Genomic DNA, 18055 nt, shown 5'->3' on the forward strand with positions numbered 1-18055 from the left:
ATTAGCCCTCCTCTATCATTTGTTTTAACAATTCTTTTCCGCGCCGTAATCGTGTTTTAATCGTATTAGAATTAATAGATAAAAGCTCAGCTATTTCTTTAATTGTGTATTCTTCGAAATAATGTAGATAAATGAGTTCTCTATACTTTAATGGAAGACTCATTACAGTTTGAACCAATTCTTCAGACTCCTCTTTTTTTACCATTTCTTCTTCGATCATTTCTTTGCTTGATTCAAAAATCGTATGTATATGTTCTGTAAATTGCATTTTTCGCACGTACCAACTTTTTAAATAATCTTTGCAGTGATTAATAGCAATGCGCCATAACCAAGTTTTCAAACTAGATTGCTTAGAATACGTAGAAAGAGAATTATAAAACTTCACAAAAATTTCTTGTGTCAAATCCTCACTAACAGTAGAATTTCGCACGTAAGAATATACAAGCTGCAAGATGGATTGACCATATTCATTCATAGCCTCTTCTAAAAGAATTTCATACTCTTCTTGCTCTACTAATGCAAATAGCAAATCGTTCACTTCACTCACCTCTTTTTCAATACATTAGACGAAGCTCAAGCCAATTAGGTTTTAAATTACTTATTTTTTATCAAAAAAACACCGGAAGCTTTGGGGTCAGTCCCTTGCTCCGGTGCTTTTCTTATTTATGCTGTAGCTTTGTAAACGAATGTTTGTGCGGCTTTGCATGTAATTTTCCCTTTGTCCATTGAATCCCTCTGTATAAATAGTACGAGCACCAAAAAACTGCTGGGACGATAAGTACATATGCGACGATACTATTTGTAAAGAAAGAAGAATCTATGGAACGAAGCAATCGATAGGTCTCATTTAATATACATATATGCACGACATAAATGCCAACTGAATTTTTCCCAACCTTTGAAAAAAACGAGTTTTTGCCAAGACTTGGACTGCTTAATACGAATAAAAACAATGATGCTGATAAAAAAATCGTAGAAATAAAATAGTCTCCGGGCTTGCTGTGCTGGATATTAACCAACCAGTAGCGCTCGGCGATCTCTAACGCTGAAAACACAAAAAAGCTGGCTAAATAAATCATTGGCCTTACGTTTAATACTGATAGAATTCGCTGGCCGTATAGGGCAAACATAGCTCCTAATACTGTATAGAACAAACCAAAGAACAGGGCATCTCTCGTTTGAAAAGAAAGTGGAAAAAATAAAGAATAAGACTGTCCAAATAACCCAGTTACATATAATACGGTGCTGATAAGCATTAATAAACCGATCTTTTTCCATCTTTGAAATAAGAAAACGATGACAACAGCCCAAATTAACGCAATCAAGTACCAAAGCTGAAATCCGCTTGTGTCACTTCCATAATAAAAGATATCTTTGAATGTGATGGATGATGTTAAATAATCAGCTACTGCATCTTTTCGCTCTGCTAATGTTCCATGGTTCTGAAATAAGCGCAGAACTACACCAAACAATAAATAAAAGATGAACCAACATGCATAAAGCTTTGAAATATTCCACGTGTATTTTTTTAAGTATGCAGAAGGTTTTGGATGTTTTTGAATTTTATTCATAAACAAATACCCTGATACAATAAAGAAAAAAGGAACCGCGAATCGTGCAAATGTGTCAACAATGACATCTAGCACATTTTCCTGGTTCCCTAAAAAGAAATCGTCATGTGATGGATTAACATGAATACAAACCACAAACACTGTAGCAAAAAACTTAATAAAATCAATTGAATAATTACGTTCCATCTTGTTGTCAGCTCCTTAAAATAAACTCGAGCTCTATTTTAGCATAATTATCCAAACGAAAAAGAAATTTTGGTAAAATTAACCTTATAGTCATGGAAAAATTTTCTTAACTTCCAATATTCTAGTCTTGTTTACTTGTATGATGTCTTTCAATATTCCAAATAAATGATTCTAAAGAACTACAAAACAAAAAACAGATTATCGGTAACCTGTTTTTTAAATTAACATTTTCCATGCAAACTTATTATCTTGTTTAATATCGATTTCTTTTTCATGCAAAGCCTGCACATGCTGTTTAATTTGTTTGAGAAACAGCATTACTTCTCCGCTTGATACGGCAGCTGAGTTGAGAGATAACGAATGTTTTTTAGCAATTTTTAATTCCTCTGTTTCCACTGAAATACTCACGTGGCGAAATAAGTGCCAAGGGTAATAAACTGTTTTAAAAGATTTTGAGAAATAAATTCCTTTAGAACAAACGGTAATGCCCTCGGTTTTTTGAAGAGGATATGTATTTAAATGAGCTACAATTTTTTCTTTTGCAGGTAAATAGAGCCTGTTTCGCATCTCTTTTTCAACTTCTTCACATAGTTGTCCTGCTACCGACAACACATCTTTTGGATCAGGTGTTTGATGAATTTGAAAAGATGAACAAATAGAAGTTAATTCTTTTGAGGATACACATGGATATATATAGTCTTGACACATATATTCATGTGTATGAGTGCGAATAAATTTCTTGATTTTTTTTAATAGAGATACTAGCTTTCTAGCTGAGTAATCGTTTTGATTGACTTGAAATTTCTCCACGTCATTAAAACAAATCATTTCTTCTTTTCGAATGGTAATGGATTGAATGTTAGCGAAATCTTCCCATAACATTTTTCCTTTTTTCATCCCTCTGCTTTTCCAGTAAATCCCCTTATTTGTAAAGCAAATTCCCCTTTTATCTAGGCCCGCTATAAAAGAGCTGTGTAAATACGCAATTATTTTTTCTTGGGGCTGAAACTGAAAGTATTTGCTAGCCATTTTTTTGTAGAAACTAGGTATTTGCATTACATAAAATTGACTTTCTCTATAGATTAAGCATAAGTCAGTCAAATAATTAGTTTTCAGCGTCGCCACGCTCTCACTTCCTTTTTGAGTGTAAATAACCGTACCTATTTTTTTCTATTACTTTATAAACGTTTTTTGATGAAAAAAGTTTCAGCTTTTTTTGTTTTTTATGAAAAAGCTTTAAATGGAAGCATTCCTTTCATCTAGGAGGTTATCTAATTACTCACTTATTCAATAATCTTATTTTAAACGTTCCCTACTTAATTAAGAAACTAAACCAGATAATAGCAATGCTTACCTGCTTTATCCAAATCATCCCCTGTGAACAAAAATAAACCGCAGCGTTAAAACGCGATGCGGTTTATTTTTTAAGCTAAATAAGCTTCTTTTATTTTTTCATTGTGAATTAATTCCGGTCCTTTTCCTTGCAAAATAATTTCTCCCGTTTGAATCACGTAGCCTCGGTGCGCGATTTGCAGTGCTTGATAAGCGTTTTGTTCAACGAGCAAAATGGTCATTCCGCTTTTATTTAATTCCATAATGATTTCAAATATTTGTTCTACAATGATGGGAGCAAGCCCCATAGAAGGTTCATCTAGCATAAGCATAGAAGGGTTCATCATAAGCGCTCGCCCGATAGCTAGCATTTGCTGTTCACCGCCGCTCATCGTTCCTCCTTTTTGAGTCAGCCTTTCTTTTAATCTCGGAAAATATGTGAGTACTCTAGCCATATTTTCTTCTATTATTTTTTTATTAGAAAGTGAGAAGGCTCCAATCGTTAAATTTTCTTTTACCGTCATCTTAGGGAAAATTTTTCTTCCTTCTGGTACGTGAGCTATTCCTAGCCGGGCCGTTTGGTGAGGAGGGAATTTCGTGATGTGGGTGCCTTTATACACGATACTACCTGCTTTGACAGGAGCTTGACCGCTAATGGACTTTAATGTGGTAGATTTACCGGCTCCATTGCTTCCAATAAGAGTCACAATTTCTCCTTCTTCTACATCAATCGATATTCCTTTAAGCGCTTGAATTCCTCCGTAAAAGGTGTCAACTTCAGTTAACTTTAGTAGAGTCATGTGCTTTTCTCCTTCCTTTCTATCTCCTCTGCCGCTCCTTTTCCTAAATAGGCTTCGATCACTTTCGGGTGCGTACGGATATGTTCAGCATTTCCTTCTGCAATTTTTATTCCATGATCTAATACAATAATATGATCAGAAATTCCCATGACGAGCTTCATGTCATGCTCAATTAATAAAATGGTTATTTCCCGGTCTCTTCGTATCGTGTGAATAAGATCCGTCAGCTCTTTTGTTTCACGCGGATTCATACCAGCAGCCGGTTCGTCTAATAATAACAGTGAGGGTCTAGTAGCTAACGCTCTCGCAATTTCGAGTCGGCGCTGCGCTCCATATGATAAGTTAGTGGCTACTTCGTTATATAAAGCTTCTAGCCCAACGTATTCCAACAGCTTATACGCTTCTTTTTTAGCTGCTTTTTCCGCTCTTCTTGCTCGAGGTAAATTCAACAGCGTTTCAAAAGTAGTTGCTTTCAAATGGTTGTGCATCCCAACTAACACATTTTCTAAAACCGTTATATTACTAAACAACCTGATGTTTTGAAATGTCCGAGAAATCCCTTGTTTTGATACGCTGTGAGGTTTTAGCCCTGTTATGGATTGACCATTTAACATAATATCACCTGAGGTTGGCTGATAAACACCTGTCACCATATTAAAAAACGTGGTCTTTCCAGCGCCGTTTGGTCCTATTACAGCTGTTATTGAATTTTTTTGAATATCCATTGTTACGTCTTGATTGGCAACTAAACCGCCAAAGGTCTTGGTTACATTTTTCACTTCTAAAATAGACAATTTCTTTCACCTCTATAGATTGACGTTTTTCTTAGCCGTTGAAATCACAGGCTGTATTTCTTCTTCAGCTTCTTCTTTCAGCTCTTTCAAATCGAACGTAGGCTGTTTAGCAGGAAGCAATCCCTGAGACCTGTATAGAGCAAATAAAATAAGAAGTCCGCCAAAGATAAATCGCTGCATTTTAGCTGGCGAAAGTGCATCCGGTATAGAGATAACTCCGTTTAAGCTCAGCTGATTAAACCAATCCGTGAGCTCCGTTAATACTTGAAGATTAAGAATGGTTACAACCGCTGCTCCAAGTATGACGCCCGGAACGCTCCCCATTCCTCCTAAAATAACCATCACTAAAATCGTAATAGATTCTAACAGCGTAAAGCTGGTTGGATCGACAAACGTTTGCTTCGCGGCAAAAACAACTCCCATCATGCCTGAAAATGATGCACCAATAGCAAACGCAAGCAGCTTTGTTCTAACAAGGTGAATTCCCATCGCTTGAGCGGCAATTTCATTTTCACGAACCGCTTTCCACGATCGTCCTACTTTAGAATATTCAAATCGCCGTACAATAAAAATAACCGCAGCTAAGATGACTAATACTACATAATAGAACTGACTTGGATATACTAAATTAATCCTAAAAATAGAAGGCGGCGTCACGGAGGACAGCCCCATTGCCCCGTTTGTAATATTGATCGGTTTATCCAAATTGTTAAACACAATTCGAATAATTTCCCCGAATCCAAGCGTAACGATAGCTAGATAGTCTCCTTTTACGCGCAGCACAGGTATACCAAGCAAAACTCCAAATAAAGCGGCTATTAGGCACCCTGCAATGATAAAAAACCAAAAGCTTTCTCCTGATAATGGGTACGTACCAAAAGGCATAAAATTAGCAGCTTGATTAGTCGCGAAAATTCCATACGTGTAAGCCCCAACTGCAAAGAAAGCAACAAATCCCAAATCCAATAATCCGGCCAATCCGACTACAATGTTCAACCCAAGTGCCATAGCAACATAAATGCCTACTAGCGTAGATACTTCCATATATGATTCATAAGCAGGGCCTTGGCTAGCTGAAAAAGGAAGCAACACAATTAAAATGACCCCTGCTATTAGCCATTTTAATTTAGTAGAAAGAGACATAAAGTACAGAAGTAATAATGAAAATAAAAGAAGTAAAAATGCGACGACGGACTTTTGGGCAAGCATTAAACTACCGCTTGTTGCAATTACATATATAAAAAATAAAATGATTTGCGCCTTTTTGTTTCCTTCAAGCCTACTCATTAATTTTTTCATCGTCATCACCTACACTTTTTCTGTAACGGCTTTTCCAAATAAGCCTTCTGGTTTAAAAATTAACACCAAAATCAAAATAGCAAATGCAAATACATCTTTATACTCTGCTCCTAAAACATTGCCGGTAATTGTTGATAAATTCGCAGCTGCAAACATTTCAAGAATGCCAAGCATTAGCCCTCCAAACATTGCGCCTCGTATATTGCCTATTCCTCCTAAAACTGCTGCTGTAAAAGCCTTTAATCCTAATATGAAACCAATGTAAGGGTCAATTGTTCCGTAATGAAGCGCAAATAACACGCCGGTTGCTCCCCCTAAAGCCGAACCAATAAAAAAAGTAAGAGAAATAACTTTGTTTACATTAATGGACATGAGTGAAGCCGTATCGGGATCTTGAGCTACGGCTCTCATTGCCATTCCCCATTTGGTTCGATTGACGAAAATTTCGAGTCCGATCATTAAGCAAAGAGCAACAATTAACACTACGATAAACGTTACTTTAAATGTAGCATCATCAAATGATGATGAAAGAGAAGAAGCGTTAACCGATACTTTGCCTGAAAATAAAGCAGGGGTATTAACAATATAATTCCCATTCTTAAGTTCCGTAATGAAGCGCACAAAATCCTGTAATAGAAACGACATTCCGATAGCTGTAATAAGTGTAATCAGTTTAGAAGACTTGCGTAGGGGGCGATAAGCCACTCTTTCAATTCCCATACCAAGAAACCCAGTCGCAACACTCGTAATAAGAAGAACTAAAATTAACGTCACAACAGCTGGAAAAGCTGCAATCCAACCTACGCCTGTTAATCCTATTAAAATAGCGGTTCCGATAAAGGCCCCTGACATAAAAATTTCGCCGTGTGCAAAATTGATGAGTTCTAAAATGCCATATACCATCGTATAACCTAGGGCAATAATTGCATATACAGCTCCTAATGTTAGTCCGTCGATTAACACTTGCGGCAGCGTTTGTATAATATGAGCAAACATATAACCTCGTCCCTTTCGTCTTATAAAATCAATTTTAAGAAAAGAAAGGTACGGAACATCCATACCTTTCTTTTCTAAGGTTTACTGTGAGATTTCCCCTTCTAATTTAGCTGGATATGAAGGAGCGTCAAACTTATAGATAAAGATTTTAGCGTATTTATTGTCTCCTTTCTCATCAAATCCTACCTGCGTAAGTTCTCCTTTGTATTCTTTAATACCTCGTACAGCATCACGCACTGCTTCATGAGAAGGAAGCTTTTTATCATTGTCTTCAATTGCTTTTTGAATACCTTGAAGCATAACCTTCATGGAATCATACCCGTATACAGAATATGACTCTACTTTTTTATTGAATTTCTTCTCATAATCTTTAGCAAATTGTGTTTTGGAAGCATCTCCTGCTACTGACGTAAGGTACGTATCTTTTACAGCATCTCCAGCGATATCAACTAAAGTTGAGGAGTCTAAGCCATCTCCTCCCATAAATTTAGCGGTAATTCCTTTGTCACGAGCTTGCTTAATTAAGAGTCCGCCTTCTGCGTAGAGCCCTCCAAAATAAACGAGATCTGGCTTTTCTTTAGAGACTTGATTTAACACACCGTTAAAATCTTTTTCTCCAACTGTAATTCCTTCAAATCCAACAATTTTTGCCCCTTCTTTTTCAGCCGCTGTTTTAAAAGCATCTGCAAGCCCTTGTCCGTAGGCTGTTTTATCTTGAATGACAAAAATATTTTTTGCTTTCAACTCTTTAACAGCATATTTCGCTCCTGCAGGCCCTTGGAAGTCATCACGGGCTACAATGCGGTTAACTGTTTTTAACTTTCGGTCTGTTACATCCGTTGCTGTACTTGCAGGAGAAATCATTGGAATTGAGTATTTCTCATACGTTTCAGATGAAGGAATGGTAACTCCTGAATTTAAATGTCCTATTACGCCATAGACAGCTTTGTCTGATCCGATTAACTGAGCGTTTGCTACGCCTTTTTTAGGATCGCCTTGGTCGTCATACGGCACAAGCTGAAGTTTATATCCTAATTTTTTAAACGTGTCTTTTTCTTCATCAAGAGCTAGCTGAGCTCCCAGTTTGATCGCTTCACCTAACGTTGCACTACCTCCTGACAAAGGGCTTTGCGTAGCAATTTTAATAACATTGCTGCCTTTATCTTCTCCTGATGTACTGTTGCTGCCACAGCCAGCTACAAATCCTACTGATAAGACCGTTGTTGCTAAAATAGATAACATTTTTTTACTTAGCATTTAGTAATCGTTATAAAACGCGTAATAGCGGCTAGTCTTTTATAACGATTTTCCCTCCCTTTGTTCGCGTCTAGAACGCTTTTTATCTTTTCGGCAAATGTCATTTCTGAAAACGGTAAAAAAGCTTGCTGTTTATGTACACTGATTGTCACATCCTTTCATAATAGATTCACTCTCCTATACAGAGAGAAACTAATAAAAGTAAAATTATAGTCATTTTTTACTATTATAAAAGGATAAACAGCACTATTTCACCAAACTTGTCAGTAATAATGACACATATTTTTATAATTTTCTAAATTTTATAAAAATAATTTTAATTATATTCACTTATTTTTTGTGATATACTTTTTGGCTATATATATAACAAAAAAGCATGTCACCCTAAGGAAACATGCCGTGTAACTATTCAACCTAAAAAAAGGTGCATATTATGCACCTTTTATATGACCCTTTGTTTTCTCTTTCTCCCTAAGTTTAACTATTGTTTCGTAATGCCTGTGATCCCTCTTCCCCTGTTCGGATCTTAATCGCATTCTTTAATTCATAGATAAATATTTTCCCATCCCCAGGCTGACCTGTATTTAGTACTTTTCTTGCTTTATCAACAACGTCGGATACGGGAACTTCGCACACAACAATTTCTACTTTAATTCGGGCGTGCATATTGTCTTGTTTTTTGACCCCCCTGTAAAGTTCCGTAATGCCTTTTTGCAATCCGCATCCTAACGCATCTGTAACCGTAATACCGCTCACGCCAATTTTTGCTAGTTCTTGCTTAAGCTCTTCAAACTTTGAAGGGCGCGTAATAATTTCAATTTTTGTTAAAACATCACTCACTGTGCCCACCCCTTTTACATATTCGATTCGTGATACGCTCTTTCACCGTGCAGCGTAATATCAAGCCCGAGCGTTTCTTCTTCTTGTGTTGCGCGTAGAGATACTACCAACCCAACCACTTTAACAATAATGAAGGTAGCGATGCCGACAAATAGATACGTTGCTACGATAGCCACCAGCTGTTTCCATAGTAGACTTGGGTCTCCGTAGAATAAACCATTCGCGCCGGCATCATTTACAGAAGTTGTGGCAAATAAACCCGTTGCGATACCTCCCCATGTTCCCCCAATACCGTGAAGACCAAATGCATCTAACGCATCGTCGTAACCGATTTTCTTTTTAAGTGAGAAGATACCCCAGAAACAAACTGCTCCGCCGATAAAACCAATTACAATAGAAGCAAACGGTGTAACGAATCCACAAGCTGGTGTAATAGCTACAAGTCCAGCAATCGCTCCCGAAACGGCTCCAAGCAGCGTAGGCTTTTTATTAATAATCCACTCTACTACAAGCCAGCCGATAATTCCTGTTGCTGCCGCTGTATTCGTGTTAATGAAAGCCGTCATTGCAACGCTGTTAATAGTTAAGGAACTTCCAACGTTAAATCCAAACCACCCGAACCAAATCAGCATTCCGCCTAAAAGAGTTAGTGGTAAATTGTGAGGTGCTGCAGCATCGGCATTTTTTCGTTTTCCAACAACAAGAGCTAGAATTAATCCTGCTACACCTGATGAAATGTGAACGACGTTTCCGCCAGCAAAGTCAATAGCTCCTAGTTCACGAAGCCATCCGCCAACTCCCCAAACCCAGTGTGCAACGGGTGCATATACAAATAATGACCATAGGATAGCAAATAAGATAAATGCTGAAAACTTCATGCGCTCTGCAAAAGCCCCAGAGATAATAGCTACTGTTAACACAGCAAATGTTAGTTGAAACATCATAAACATGTTATGCGGGATCGTTGCGCTGTAGTCCCCGTTTGGAGTGAATCCAACGCCTTTTAATCCCACCCAGTCCAAGTTTCCAATAAAAGCATTGCCACCGGTCGAAAATGCTAGAGAATAGCCAGCTACTATCCAAAGAACAGATATGACAGCTAATGAACCTACGCTATACATCGCGGTACTTAACATGTTTTTACTTCGAACCATGCCTCCGTAAAACAATGCAATAGCTGGTGTCATAATCCAAACCAATAATGCCGAAAAAAACATAAATACTGAATCGCCCATTTGCATGATGATTTCCCCCTTAAGTACGAATAAATAACCCCTAAATTAAATGTTAGATTATATAACATATCTTGTTATGTTTACTATCATATTTGATTTATATGTATTTAGCAACTACTTTTTGCAAATTTATTCAGAAAACTTTTGTTTTTAAAACTCTTTTTTTTTTGTTATTTATTCTTCTATGTACACAGAAGCTGCAATATTATTTGTATGTGTTAGAATTTCTGACATAAAAAATCCTCTTCTACTCCAAGAAGAGGATTTTTTTTACAAATACATATATACACCTGGTCCTAAAGGAATACCGAATACAGCAAAAACAATCAACATTACAATCCAAATTCCTAAGAAGGCTAAAGTATAAGGAAGCATAAGTGAAATGATGGTTCCAAGTCCTGCTTTCGGCTCGTATTCTTTCATAAAGGCTAAAATGACAATCATGTATGGATTTAAAGGAGTGATTACATTCGTAGACGAATCCGCTATTCGGTAAGCTGCTTGAATAAATCCAGGATTGTATCCTAACAGCATGAATAATGGAATAAAAATAGGTGCTTCTAGTGCCCATTGAGCAGAGCCGCTAAAAATAAGAAGGCTTAGAACCACAGTTAAAAATACAAAACCAACCACAACTGGAAGTCCAGTTAGATTTAGTGCTTTTAATGCATCCGCTCCTTCTACTGCAATCCACGTTCCAATATTAGTCCAATTAAAGTAAGCGATAAATTGAGCGGCGGCAAAAATCAGGACAATATAGCTAGCCATATCTTTCATCGAATCAGTCATATAAGCAGGTATATCTCTAGAACTTTTGATTTTCCCTACTGTTATTCCATAAACAGAGCCAACTACCACAAAAAACAGCAGCGTAATCGGAATGATACCATCTAAAAAAGGAGATGGAACAATTCCGCCGTCTTCATTTCGTAGAGGAGAGTTGGGCCAAAATAAGAAAACAGCTAGTACAACGACATAAATACATGTAGCAACGATACTGTTTTTTAATCCTTTTGCTTCTACCTCACTGATTTCACCAAAATCATTGCGTTTTCTCCCTTTATAATTACCCAGTCTAGGTTCTACAATCTTTTCAGTGACGATCGCTCCTATAATAGTTAAAACGAATACAGAAGCCGCCATGAAGTACCAGTTAGCTGCAGGACTGACAGCAGCGCTTGGGTCGATTGTTTTAGCAGCTTCAGTAGAAATGCCTGATAACAATCCGTCGGTTCCGGATATAATAAGATTCGCTGTAAAGCCTGATCCCACCCCAGCAAATCCTGCTGCTAATCCAGCAAGCGGGTGTCTTCCTACTGTATAAAATATCATTGCGGCAAGCGGAGGCACGATGACAAAAGCAGCATCTGCGGCTAAGTTGGCCATAATCCCTGTAAAAATGATGGCGTATGTAATAAGAGCTTTTGGAGCATTTAAAATCGTTTTCTTTATGGCCACTTCAAGCAGACCTACTTTTTCTGCAAGTCCGACTCCAAGCATCATAGCAAGTACAAGTCCTAGGGGCTTAAATTCAGTGAAATTGGTCAGCATCGATGTTAAGATATACTGAATGCCTTCATGCGACAACAAACTTTTAATTGGAAGAGTCTTATTAGTACCAGGATGGACCACTGTTACTCCCATACTATTAATAGCAACAGACGCTAATACGATAATAAGCGCTAAGCATACAAACAAAATAAAAGGATCAGGTAGTTTGTTTCCGAATGCTTCTACTCTTCCTAATAGTTTGTCTAGAAAGGTTGTTGGATGTGATTTTTGCTCTGTTTGCAAATTAGGTTGTGCCATACTTTCTCTCCCTTTTCTTTTAGATTCTTTTTGTTTTTTTCCTTTTAATTACCAAAAAGACTATTAGTACATAATAATCTGAATATTTATATTATTCAAGTATTATTTTTAAGGAATTTTTATTTATCTATTAAAACTAATAGCATTTAGATAAATAGAAAGCCAGAAGATATCTTTTGAATCGACAATCAAAAATAACAAAAAGCTCTCCGTTTGAAGAGAGCTTTTTGTTATTTCGCTATACTAGATGGGGCAGACTCTTTTCCTGACTCGTTAACAGCTGTTACATAATAACGAGACTGAGATGCGTCGGAGTCGGCAAAGCTTTTTCGCTCAAATTCCGAAACGCTGCCAATATGGACAAATGTTCCGCCTGGGTTCTTTTTATAAATTCGGTAACCGATAATATTGCCTTCTCGTACCGCGTACCACGTAAGCAAATTACCGCTCATCTTTACATGTGTGGGAGGTTGTGGTGCAGTTGCTTCACGCTCCAATTCTTTTGCTTGGTCAGCTTTTAGTTCTGTATATACAACTAACCTCTCTTGATGGGTTCCTTCTGCACGGTCAAACGTGCCTGTACACGTAATTAGATTTAAATTACGTTTGTTGCTGTACCCAAAAATTTCGTTTAAAGGTGCCTTATCTCGCGGATAGCTTTTTGTACGTTTAACAACAAAGGTAAGCGTGGTCCCCTGTGCATCTCTTACGGTAATTTCATCATCTTTTTTTAAGTTTTTTAGATTGTAAAAGACGGCAGGGCCGGTTTTACTGTCTACGTGTCCTGCTAGTACAGCATTTCCTTTTACGCCAGGTTTAGCTCCTGGTTCAAACCAAGCAACTCCATTTTCTGTAGATGGCGCTGCCATTTCACCGCTGTCTAATAACCCTACTTGTTCAATTGAAGCCTCCACATGAATAGCTGGAATGGACACTTTTGCAGGAATAATTCCTTTGAATTCTTTGTTTAACTGTTTGGCTTCTGTTTTATGCTTTTTTAATACAGCAAATTCCTCTTCAAGCGTTACCCGGCTTTTTAAATCCTTTGATTGTGCTTCTTTTTCTTTTTGCTTAGCTGCATTCTGTTGCTTCATTTCTTTTGCTTCTACCATTTGTTCTTTAAAATATAGTCCGCCGCTAACAAGCAGGACCAAACTTAATATACAGTAGGCGAGAACAATCGCTTTTTTCACATCGTCACCTCGTTTCACAGCTGTTTATAAAAAAGAAGAGAGAACAACCTCTCTTCTTTTTTTAGGACTCTTGACTTGTAATTCATAAGGAAAAGGAGAAAAAATATTATTTGCTTACTGGTTTCTTGCGTAAAATAACTCCAGCTGTTAATACAGCTAACGAACCTAGTGCAATATAGATCGCTGTTAGTGGGTTCATCGTTGATTCAGATGCCCCGCCCATACCTGTTTTCGGCATATCTGTTGGCATAGCTGTCTCAGCAAACTTATCGGGATTTTGTTTTACAATCGCTTCACCTAAAGCTTGGCCGACACCAAACATTAATTTATACCCTTCACGGTACGTATCATAACTTCCAGCGTAGTCGCCGGATGCATATTGCTCAAATGTTTTAATAACCGTATCTTCATGTGCTTTTATAGCTGCCTGTGCGTCTGCAGTTGGAAGGTTTCCATCTGTTGCTGTTCCTAAGAATGTACCAAATTCTTGCGCGAATTTATGGAGCTTGTCTTTAGCAGCTTTTTCTCCTGCTTCATCGCCTTTTACTTGTGCACTTACTAGTTCAGCTTGGGCATTGATGTGATCTCCTTGCCAAATTTTTTCGAATTGTGCAGCCCCTTCATCGCCATATACTGAACCGATTGCAGCTTTAAAATCTGCTGTGTTAGCATTTTCTAACCAGCTAACATAGTCGTAATCTTTTGAACCGTTGAACCCTTTTTCCATTCCCATTGTTGCTAAAGCAAAATGTTCTGCTGCTAAGCTGTTTAATGAAGAACGTAAATCTGCTGCTGGTGTATCTACTTTGGTATTGTCGAATTTATCAGGCATTTGCGTTACGATTGCATTTGATAACGCTTTACTAATGGCAAACATTTGCTGATATCCTTCGCGGTATGTTTTAGCGGCCGCTTCGTAGTCACCTGCTACATAATCTTCAAATGTTTCTTTTACTTGGTCTTCATGTACGCGAAGCGCTTCTTTTGCTGCATCTTCAGGTAGTTTGCCTTCCGTAGCAGTACTTAAGAACTTAGCAAATTCATTTACGAATTGATTTACTTCTTTATCTACTTCAGCCATGGCTTCTTTGTCATTTTCTTTTGTTGCTTTTACAAAATCATCTGTGTAATTGTTATGTTCTCTGAAAATTCTTTCGAATTCAGCTGCTCCTTTATCACCATAGACAGACGCAATAGCAGGCTCCATGTCAACGGCATTTTGGTCCAATGCTTTAAACGCAGCGTCAGCGTCTTTAGAACCGTCATAGGCTGTTGTCATAGCGGCAACGGCAAGCGTAAAGTGTTCAGATAATAAGTAGTCTAAGTTCGCTCGTAAATCTGCAGCTTTTGTTACTGCCGTTGGTTGTGCTTCCTCAGCGTTTGCAATTGTGGGCATCAATAGTGAAGCTCCTAGTACAGGGATCATTAACTTTTTGCTTAATTTCATCATTTTCCACTCTCCTCATTTTTAGTTGATGTACGCTACTTTTTTCATTCTTACTACATCTTAAATCATTAAATAGATTGAACATTTTGAATATTCTTTATATTTTACCTTCATGTTCTCCCGTATTTAATGACTCTTTTTAGGAAGTATTCTCTTTCTATCTACTAAACGATTGGCGAACGACCTTGGATCACTTTTTTAAAACTTTTTTAAGATGTCATTTTCATCAAGAATTCCTTCCCTTTCTACTTATCTAACGAACGCTTTGTTCAGCTAGATCACTTTTTTTGAAAAAGTTTTTAACCGCTTTTTTTCAAGAATTCCTTCCTTTTCTACTTACCTAACGATCACCTTATTCTGTTGGATCACTTTTTTAAAAATTATTTTAAATTCAAAAGAAAAAGAAAGGTTTCTAAAGGAAACCTTTCTTTTTCTCTTTACTTATTTAAAAAATTCCACATCACGTTGTTTACTTCTTGAGGCTTTTCATGCTGAGGGGCATGAGATGCTTCAGCTAATCGGTGAACAAATATGTTTGGCACATATTCTTCAATACCATCTAAGTTTTCAGGCATAAAAGTAGGATCTTGATTTCCCCAAATAATTTGTACCGGGATGTTTAACACTTCTTCTTCTAACGGAAACAAAGATTTTCTTCGAAGGTCTTCTTCCGTGAAAATCTTTAAATTGCGGTAATAACTTAGCATGGACAGTACAGAGCCATTTTCCCAAGAGTTCATGTATGCTTGTACATCATCAGCTGTTAGGTATCCTTTTTTTACACCTGGGTCGATCACAAGCTTACGCAAACCTGAGAAGTTGTCTCGTTCCATATAGTCCTGTGCTTCTTGTTTTTGAAACCATTTCATATACTCACTTGCTTTTTGCTGATTTTTATTTGTTCTAAGCTCACGCATAAATGTATAAGGGTGCGGACCGTTAAAAGCAATTAATTTTTGTACATATTCCGGGTAGCGATAAGCAAATGTCCATCCGATTCCTGCTCCCCAGTCGTGTACAACTAGCGTGCAGGAGCTATATCCTAGGCCTTCAATCACTTGGCGAATATCTTCTACTAATACATCAATCTCGTATGATTTTAGTCCGCTTGGCTTTTCAGATAAGTTATATCCTCTTAAGTCCAGAGCAATTGTGTGAAAATCATTAGAAAATTCATCTATCTGGTGTCGCCAAATATGCGAAAAGTCAGGAAACCCATGAAGAAATAGCATAAGCTCTCCTTGTCCCTTGCTTATGTAGTGCAAATTAACGCCATTTACGTTTATATACTGTTTGCTCATTGTTCATTTCCTCCTTTTATGTAGCTGTAGAGCAGTATAACGCTGTAAAAAATGAACGTCAATTCATTTGCTTCGTTCGCTTCTTTTTAGTTCCTTTTATGAATATAGTTAATTATTTAGAGTGGATTTTTTTGAAGGAGTGATTAACAATGGCTCATATCTATTCAAAGGGCTGGTTTGTTCAGCAGTTAAAAGCGGCCAATATCTCTAAAATCGATGGAAGAAAGCTAGAAAGTTATAAAACCTACATTCTTCGTAATTTACATGCTGAGCTTATAGAACAAGGTAAAATCAACGGCTAAAAGAGGTTGAGACATAACGAAATGAATCCCATCTAAAGATTTACACAAATGAAATCTACGTTTGTCTTAACAAAAAAACGAACCACTAATCAAAAGTTTTGATCAATGGTTCGTTTTACATTTCGTCTAACATATTTTTGTCCCATCCACTTTTTTTACAGCGATTGCTCAATAAAAGATAATACCCGCTTTACATATTCTTTTTTGTATACATGATAATTTTGAACGTGTTCTGCTTTATCAGTTTTCCAGAAGGAAAAAGCATCCGGGTGTGTTTTAGCCATTTTTTCACTTTCAGTGTAAGGGATTTTTGTATCTCCTGTGCTGTGTATAAATAAAATTGGTCGAGGGTAAATATGCTCGACTGCTTTAATAGGACTAGCTTCAGCAGGATTTACATCTGCAATAACAGGAAGAATAGCAATGGTTAGCGGTGTAAATGGAAAATTTGGTAAATGAGACCATACAGATAGATTTTCTTTTAAATAAGAGGTTAAATCACTAAAAGGACTATCGGCTACCACTGCTTTTACGTCGTCATCTTGAGAGGCTGCTAATAAAGAAGTGGCTGCTCCCATTGAAATGCCGTAGAGCACAATTGGCTCTTTTTTTGTTTCTTTCATTTTCTGAATAACGCCTAATAAATCGAGCTGTTCTTTTACACCAATCGTCGTTTGATTTCCTTCTGAGTCTCCTGAATCTCTAAAGTCAAACATGACTACTCGATATCCCGCTTTTACAAATTCTTTACTCAGCGGCAGAAAGCCCGCTCCTTGTGCTTCACGGTTATTTCCGTATCCATGTGACATAATAATGGTCGCTTTTGGCTGTTCCGTTGGTTCAATCATCCATCCTTTTAAATGGGTTATTCCGTCTTTGCTCAAAAATACTTGATTGCTATAGTGCATGCCGTAATCACTAGGATTTTTCACAGCAGGATTTTTATCTAGTTTTGTCAGGCTTATGCCTACATAAAGAGAAATGGCCGTACAAAGTACAAAACAAAGAATAACAAAGGATATCAGGCTGATCCATATTGTTTTTTTCTTTTTACCTGTATTTGTCTGTCGATTTAGAACTGGAGTCAAGCTCGTTCCTCCTTTTTATCTAAGATCATCTTTCCTATTCTTATTGCTGCTTCCCTTTTTCCATTTTAAAGCTAGCCCATCTATTTTATGAATAAAATTCGTTTTATTTTCCACATATTTTTCCGGTTCAAAGCGATAGCGATGCGCTAGTTCTGTTTTCAACGTTTCGTATTCTTTTGCTGCATCAGGGTGAGTACGCAGATAATCTCGAAACCATATATGCCGATTAATTTCTGGGTGGCCTTTTTCATAAATATGAACGTGGTGGGTTCTTTCATTTCCACCTTTTTGGAAGTATCGTCTTCCTTTTATGCCGTTTTCACCTTTTGCTTCATATCCAAGCTGTTCCATCTTTTGATTATATGTATCTACTTTTTTTATATCTTTCACTTCAATAAGTAAATCAATAATCGGTTTTGCGCTTAAGCCGGGAACAGCAGTGCTTCCGATATGATGAACCTCTAAAACTTGAGCTGACATTATAGTTGTTAAGGTGGCAGCTTCTTTTGAAAATTCCTTTTCCCACGCGATATTATGAGGTGTCAGCTGAATTTCTCTTACGGACTTCATCTTCAATTCCTCCTTTTGTAACGAAAAAACTGCTT

17 protein-coding genes are annotated in these 18055 nt (G+C 37.3%); 1 reads left to right on the forward strand and 16 read right to left on the reverse strand.

The genetic code is table 11. The features are described from left to right. Position 1: 1 nt before the first annotated feature. From WKH56_RS19295 to WKH56_RS19360, 14 genes are all read right to left on the reverse strand, one after another. The gene (locus tag WKH56_RS19295; RefSeq protein WP_048019045.1) at positions 2-538 is read right to left on the reverse strand and encodes a sigma-70 family RNA polymerase sigma factor; all 537 of its coding nucleotides are present in this window, start codon (positions 536-538) and stop codon (positions 2-4) included. A 121-nt stretch (positions 539-659) separates the two neighbouring features. Beyond that, on the reverse strand, positions 660-1757 hold the full coding sequence (locus WKH56_RS19300) for an acyltransferase (RefSeq protein WP_310883910.1): 1098 nt from the start codon (positions 1755-1757) through the stop codon (positions 660-662). 216 nt (positions 1758-1973) lie between these two features. Next, positions 1974-2882 (reverse strand): hypothetical protein, encoded by a 909-nt coding sequence (locus tag WKH56_RS19305; RefSeq protein WP_168760962.1) that lies wholly within the window; start codon positions 2880-2882, stop codon positions 1974-1976. 299 nt (positions 2883-3181) lie between these two features. Next, positions 3182-3889 carry an ABC transporter ATP-binding protein gene (locus WKH56_RS19310; protein WP_048019043.1) on the reverse strand — a complete coding sequence of 236 codons (708 nt, stop codon included), beginning with the start codon at positions 3887-3889 and terminating at the stop codon, positions 3182-3184. Beyond that, on the reverse strand, positions 3886-4683 hold the full coding sequence (locus WKH56_RS19315) for an ABC transporter ATP-binding protein (protein WP_048019042.1): 798 nt from the start codon (positions 4681-4683) through the stop codon (positions 3886-3888). The genes WKH56_RS19310 and WKH56_RS19315 overlap by 4 nt, the downstream gene beginning before the upstream one ends. 12 nt (positions 4684-4695) lie before the next feature. Beyond that, positions 4696-5982 carry a branched-chain amino acid ABC transporter permease gene (locus WKH56_RS19320; RefSeq protein ID WP_310883911.1) on the reverse strand — a complete coding sequence of 429 codons (1287 nt, stop codon included), beginning with the start codon at positions 5980-5982 and terminating at the stop codon, positions 4696-4698. A gap of 9 nt (positions 5983-5991) precedes the next feature. Beyond that, complete coding sequence (locus tag WKH56_RS19325; protein WP_033579574.1) at positions 5992-6978, reverse strand: branched-chain amino acid ABC transporter permease; 987 nt, start codon at positions 6976-6978, stop codon at positions 5992-5994. Between the two features lie 81 nt (positions 6979-7059). Next, positions 7060-8235, reverse strand: a complete 1176-nt coding sequence (locus tag WKH56_RS19330) for a branched-chain amino acid ABC transporter substrate-binding protein (RefSeq protein ID WP_033579416.1) — start codon at positions 8233-8235, stop codon at positions 7060-7062. Positions 8236-8712: 477 nt separating this feature from the next. After that, positions 8713-9075, reverse strand: a complete 363-nt coding sequence (locus WKH56_RS19335; RefSeq protein WP_013057611.1) for a P-II family nitrogen regulator — start codon at positions 9073-9075, stop codon at positions 8713-8715. 14 nt (positions 9076-9089) lie between these two features. Next, positions 9090-10316 (reverse strand): ammonium transporter, encoded by a 1227-nt coding sequence (locus WKH56_RS19340; RefSeq protein WP_028412855.1) that lies wholly within the window; start codon positions 10314-10316, stop codon positions 9090-9092. Between the two features lie 264 nt (positions 10317-10580). After that, positions 10581-12119 carry an AbgT family transporter gene (locus WKH56_RS19345; RefSeq protein WP_196299083.1) on the reverse strand — a complete coding sequence of 513 codons (1539 nt, stop codon included), beginning with the start codon at positions 12117-12119 and terminating at the stop codon, positions 10581-10583. A gap of 230 nt (positions 12120-12349) precedes the next feature. Then, positions 12350-13330: a class F sortase gene (locus WKH56_RS19350; protein ID WP_342836212.1), complete on the reverse strand. Its 981-nt coding sequence runs from the start codon at positions 13328-13330 to the stop codon at positions 12350-12352. Between the two features lie 88 nt (positions 13331-13418). Then, positions 13419-14762, reverse strand: a complete 1344-nt coding sequence (locus tag WKH56_RS19355) for a hypothetical protein (protein ID WP_033579419.1) — start codon at positions 14760-14762, stop codon at positions 13419-13421. A gap of 434 nt (positions 14763-15196) precedes the next feature. Continuing rightward, a complete protein-coding gene (locus tag WKH56_RS19360; RefSeq protein ID WP_048019039.1) occupies positions 15197-16060 on the reverse strand; it encodes an alpha/beta fold hydrolase in 864 nt (287 codons plus the stop codon). 149 nt (positions 16061-16209) lie between these two features. On the opposite strand from WKH56_RS19360, the gene WKH56_RS19365 reads away from it, so the two are divergent. Beyond that, positions 16210-16362: a YflJ family protein gene (locus WKH56_RS19365; RefSeq protein WP_080743170.1), complete on the forward strand. Its 153-nt coding sequence runs from the start codon at positions 16210-16212 to the stop codon at positions 16360-16362. A 155-nt stretch (positions 16363-16517) separates the two neighbouring features. Here the strand turns inward: WKH56_RS19365 and WKH56_RS19370 are convergent, their stop codons facing one another. Then, on the reverse strand, positions 16518-17450 hold the full coding sequence (locus tag WKH56_RS19370) for an alpha/beta hydrolase (protein ID WP_034266790.1): 933 nt from the start codon (positions 17448-17450) through the stop codon (positions 16518-16520). A gap of 15 nt (positions 17451-17465) precedes the next feature. Beyond that, entirely contained in the window at positions 17466-18020 is a 555-nt protein-coding gene (locus tag WKH56_RS19375) for a GrpB family protein (RefSeq protein ID WP_048019037.1), read from the reverse strand. Positions 18021-18055 lie beyond the last annotated feature (35 nt).

The organism is Priestia sp. SB1 (genome assembly GCF_038898415.1).

What these genes read in the sequence shown, in the direction of transcription:
- WKH56_RS19310 (WP_048019043.1), bottom strand. Translation starts at nt 3,889, where the DNA reads ATGACTCTACTAAAGTTAACTGAAGTTGACACCTTTTACGGAGGAATT.
- WKH56_RS19340 (WP_028412855.1), bottom strand. Translation starts at nt 10,316, where the DNA reads ATGCAAATGGGCGATTCAGTATTTATGTTTTTTTCGGCATTATTGGTT.
- WKH56_RS19375 (WP_048019037.1), bottom strand. Translation starts at nt 18,020, where the DNA reads ATGAAGTCCGTAAGAGAAATTCAGCTGACACCTCATAATATCGCGTGG.
- WKH56_RS19365 (WP_080743170.1), top strand. Translation starts at nt 16,210, where the DNA reads ATGGCTCATATCTATTCAAAGGGCTGGTTTGTTCAGCAGTTAAAAGCG.
- WKH56_RS19330 (WP_033579416.1), bottom strand. Translation starts at nt 8,235, where the DNA reads ATGCTAAGTAAAAAAATGTTATCTATTTTAGCAACAACGGTCTTATCA.
- WKH56_RS19320 (WP_310883911.1), bottom strand. Translation starts at nt 5,982, where the DNA reads ATGAAAAAATTAATGAGTAGGCTTGAAGGAAACAAAAAGGCGCAAATC.
- WKH56_RS19345 (WP_196299083.1), bottom strand. Translation starts at nt 12,119, where the DNA reads ATGGCACAACCTAATTTGCAAACAGAGCAAAAATCACATCCAACAACC.
- WKH56_RS19355 (WP_033579419.1), bottom strand. Translation starts at nt 14,762, where the DNA reads ATGATGAAATTAAGCAAAAAGTTAATGATCCCTGTACTAGGAGCTTCA.
- WKH56_RS19325 (WP_033579574.1), bottom strand. Translation starts at nt 6,978, where the DNA reads ATGTTTGCTCATATTATACAAACGCTGCCGCAAGTGTTAATCGACGGA.
- WKH56_RS19300 (WP_310883910.1), bottom strand. Translation starts at nt 1,757, where the DNA reads ATGGAACGTAATTATTCAATTGATTTTATTAAGTTTTTTGCTACAGTG.
- WKH56_RS19360 (WP_048019039.1), bottom strand. Translation starts at nt 16,060, where the DNA reads ATGAGCAAACAGTATATAAACGTAAATGGCGTTAATTTGCACTACATA.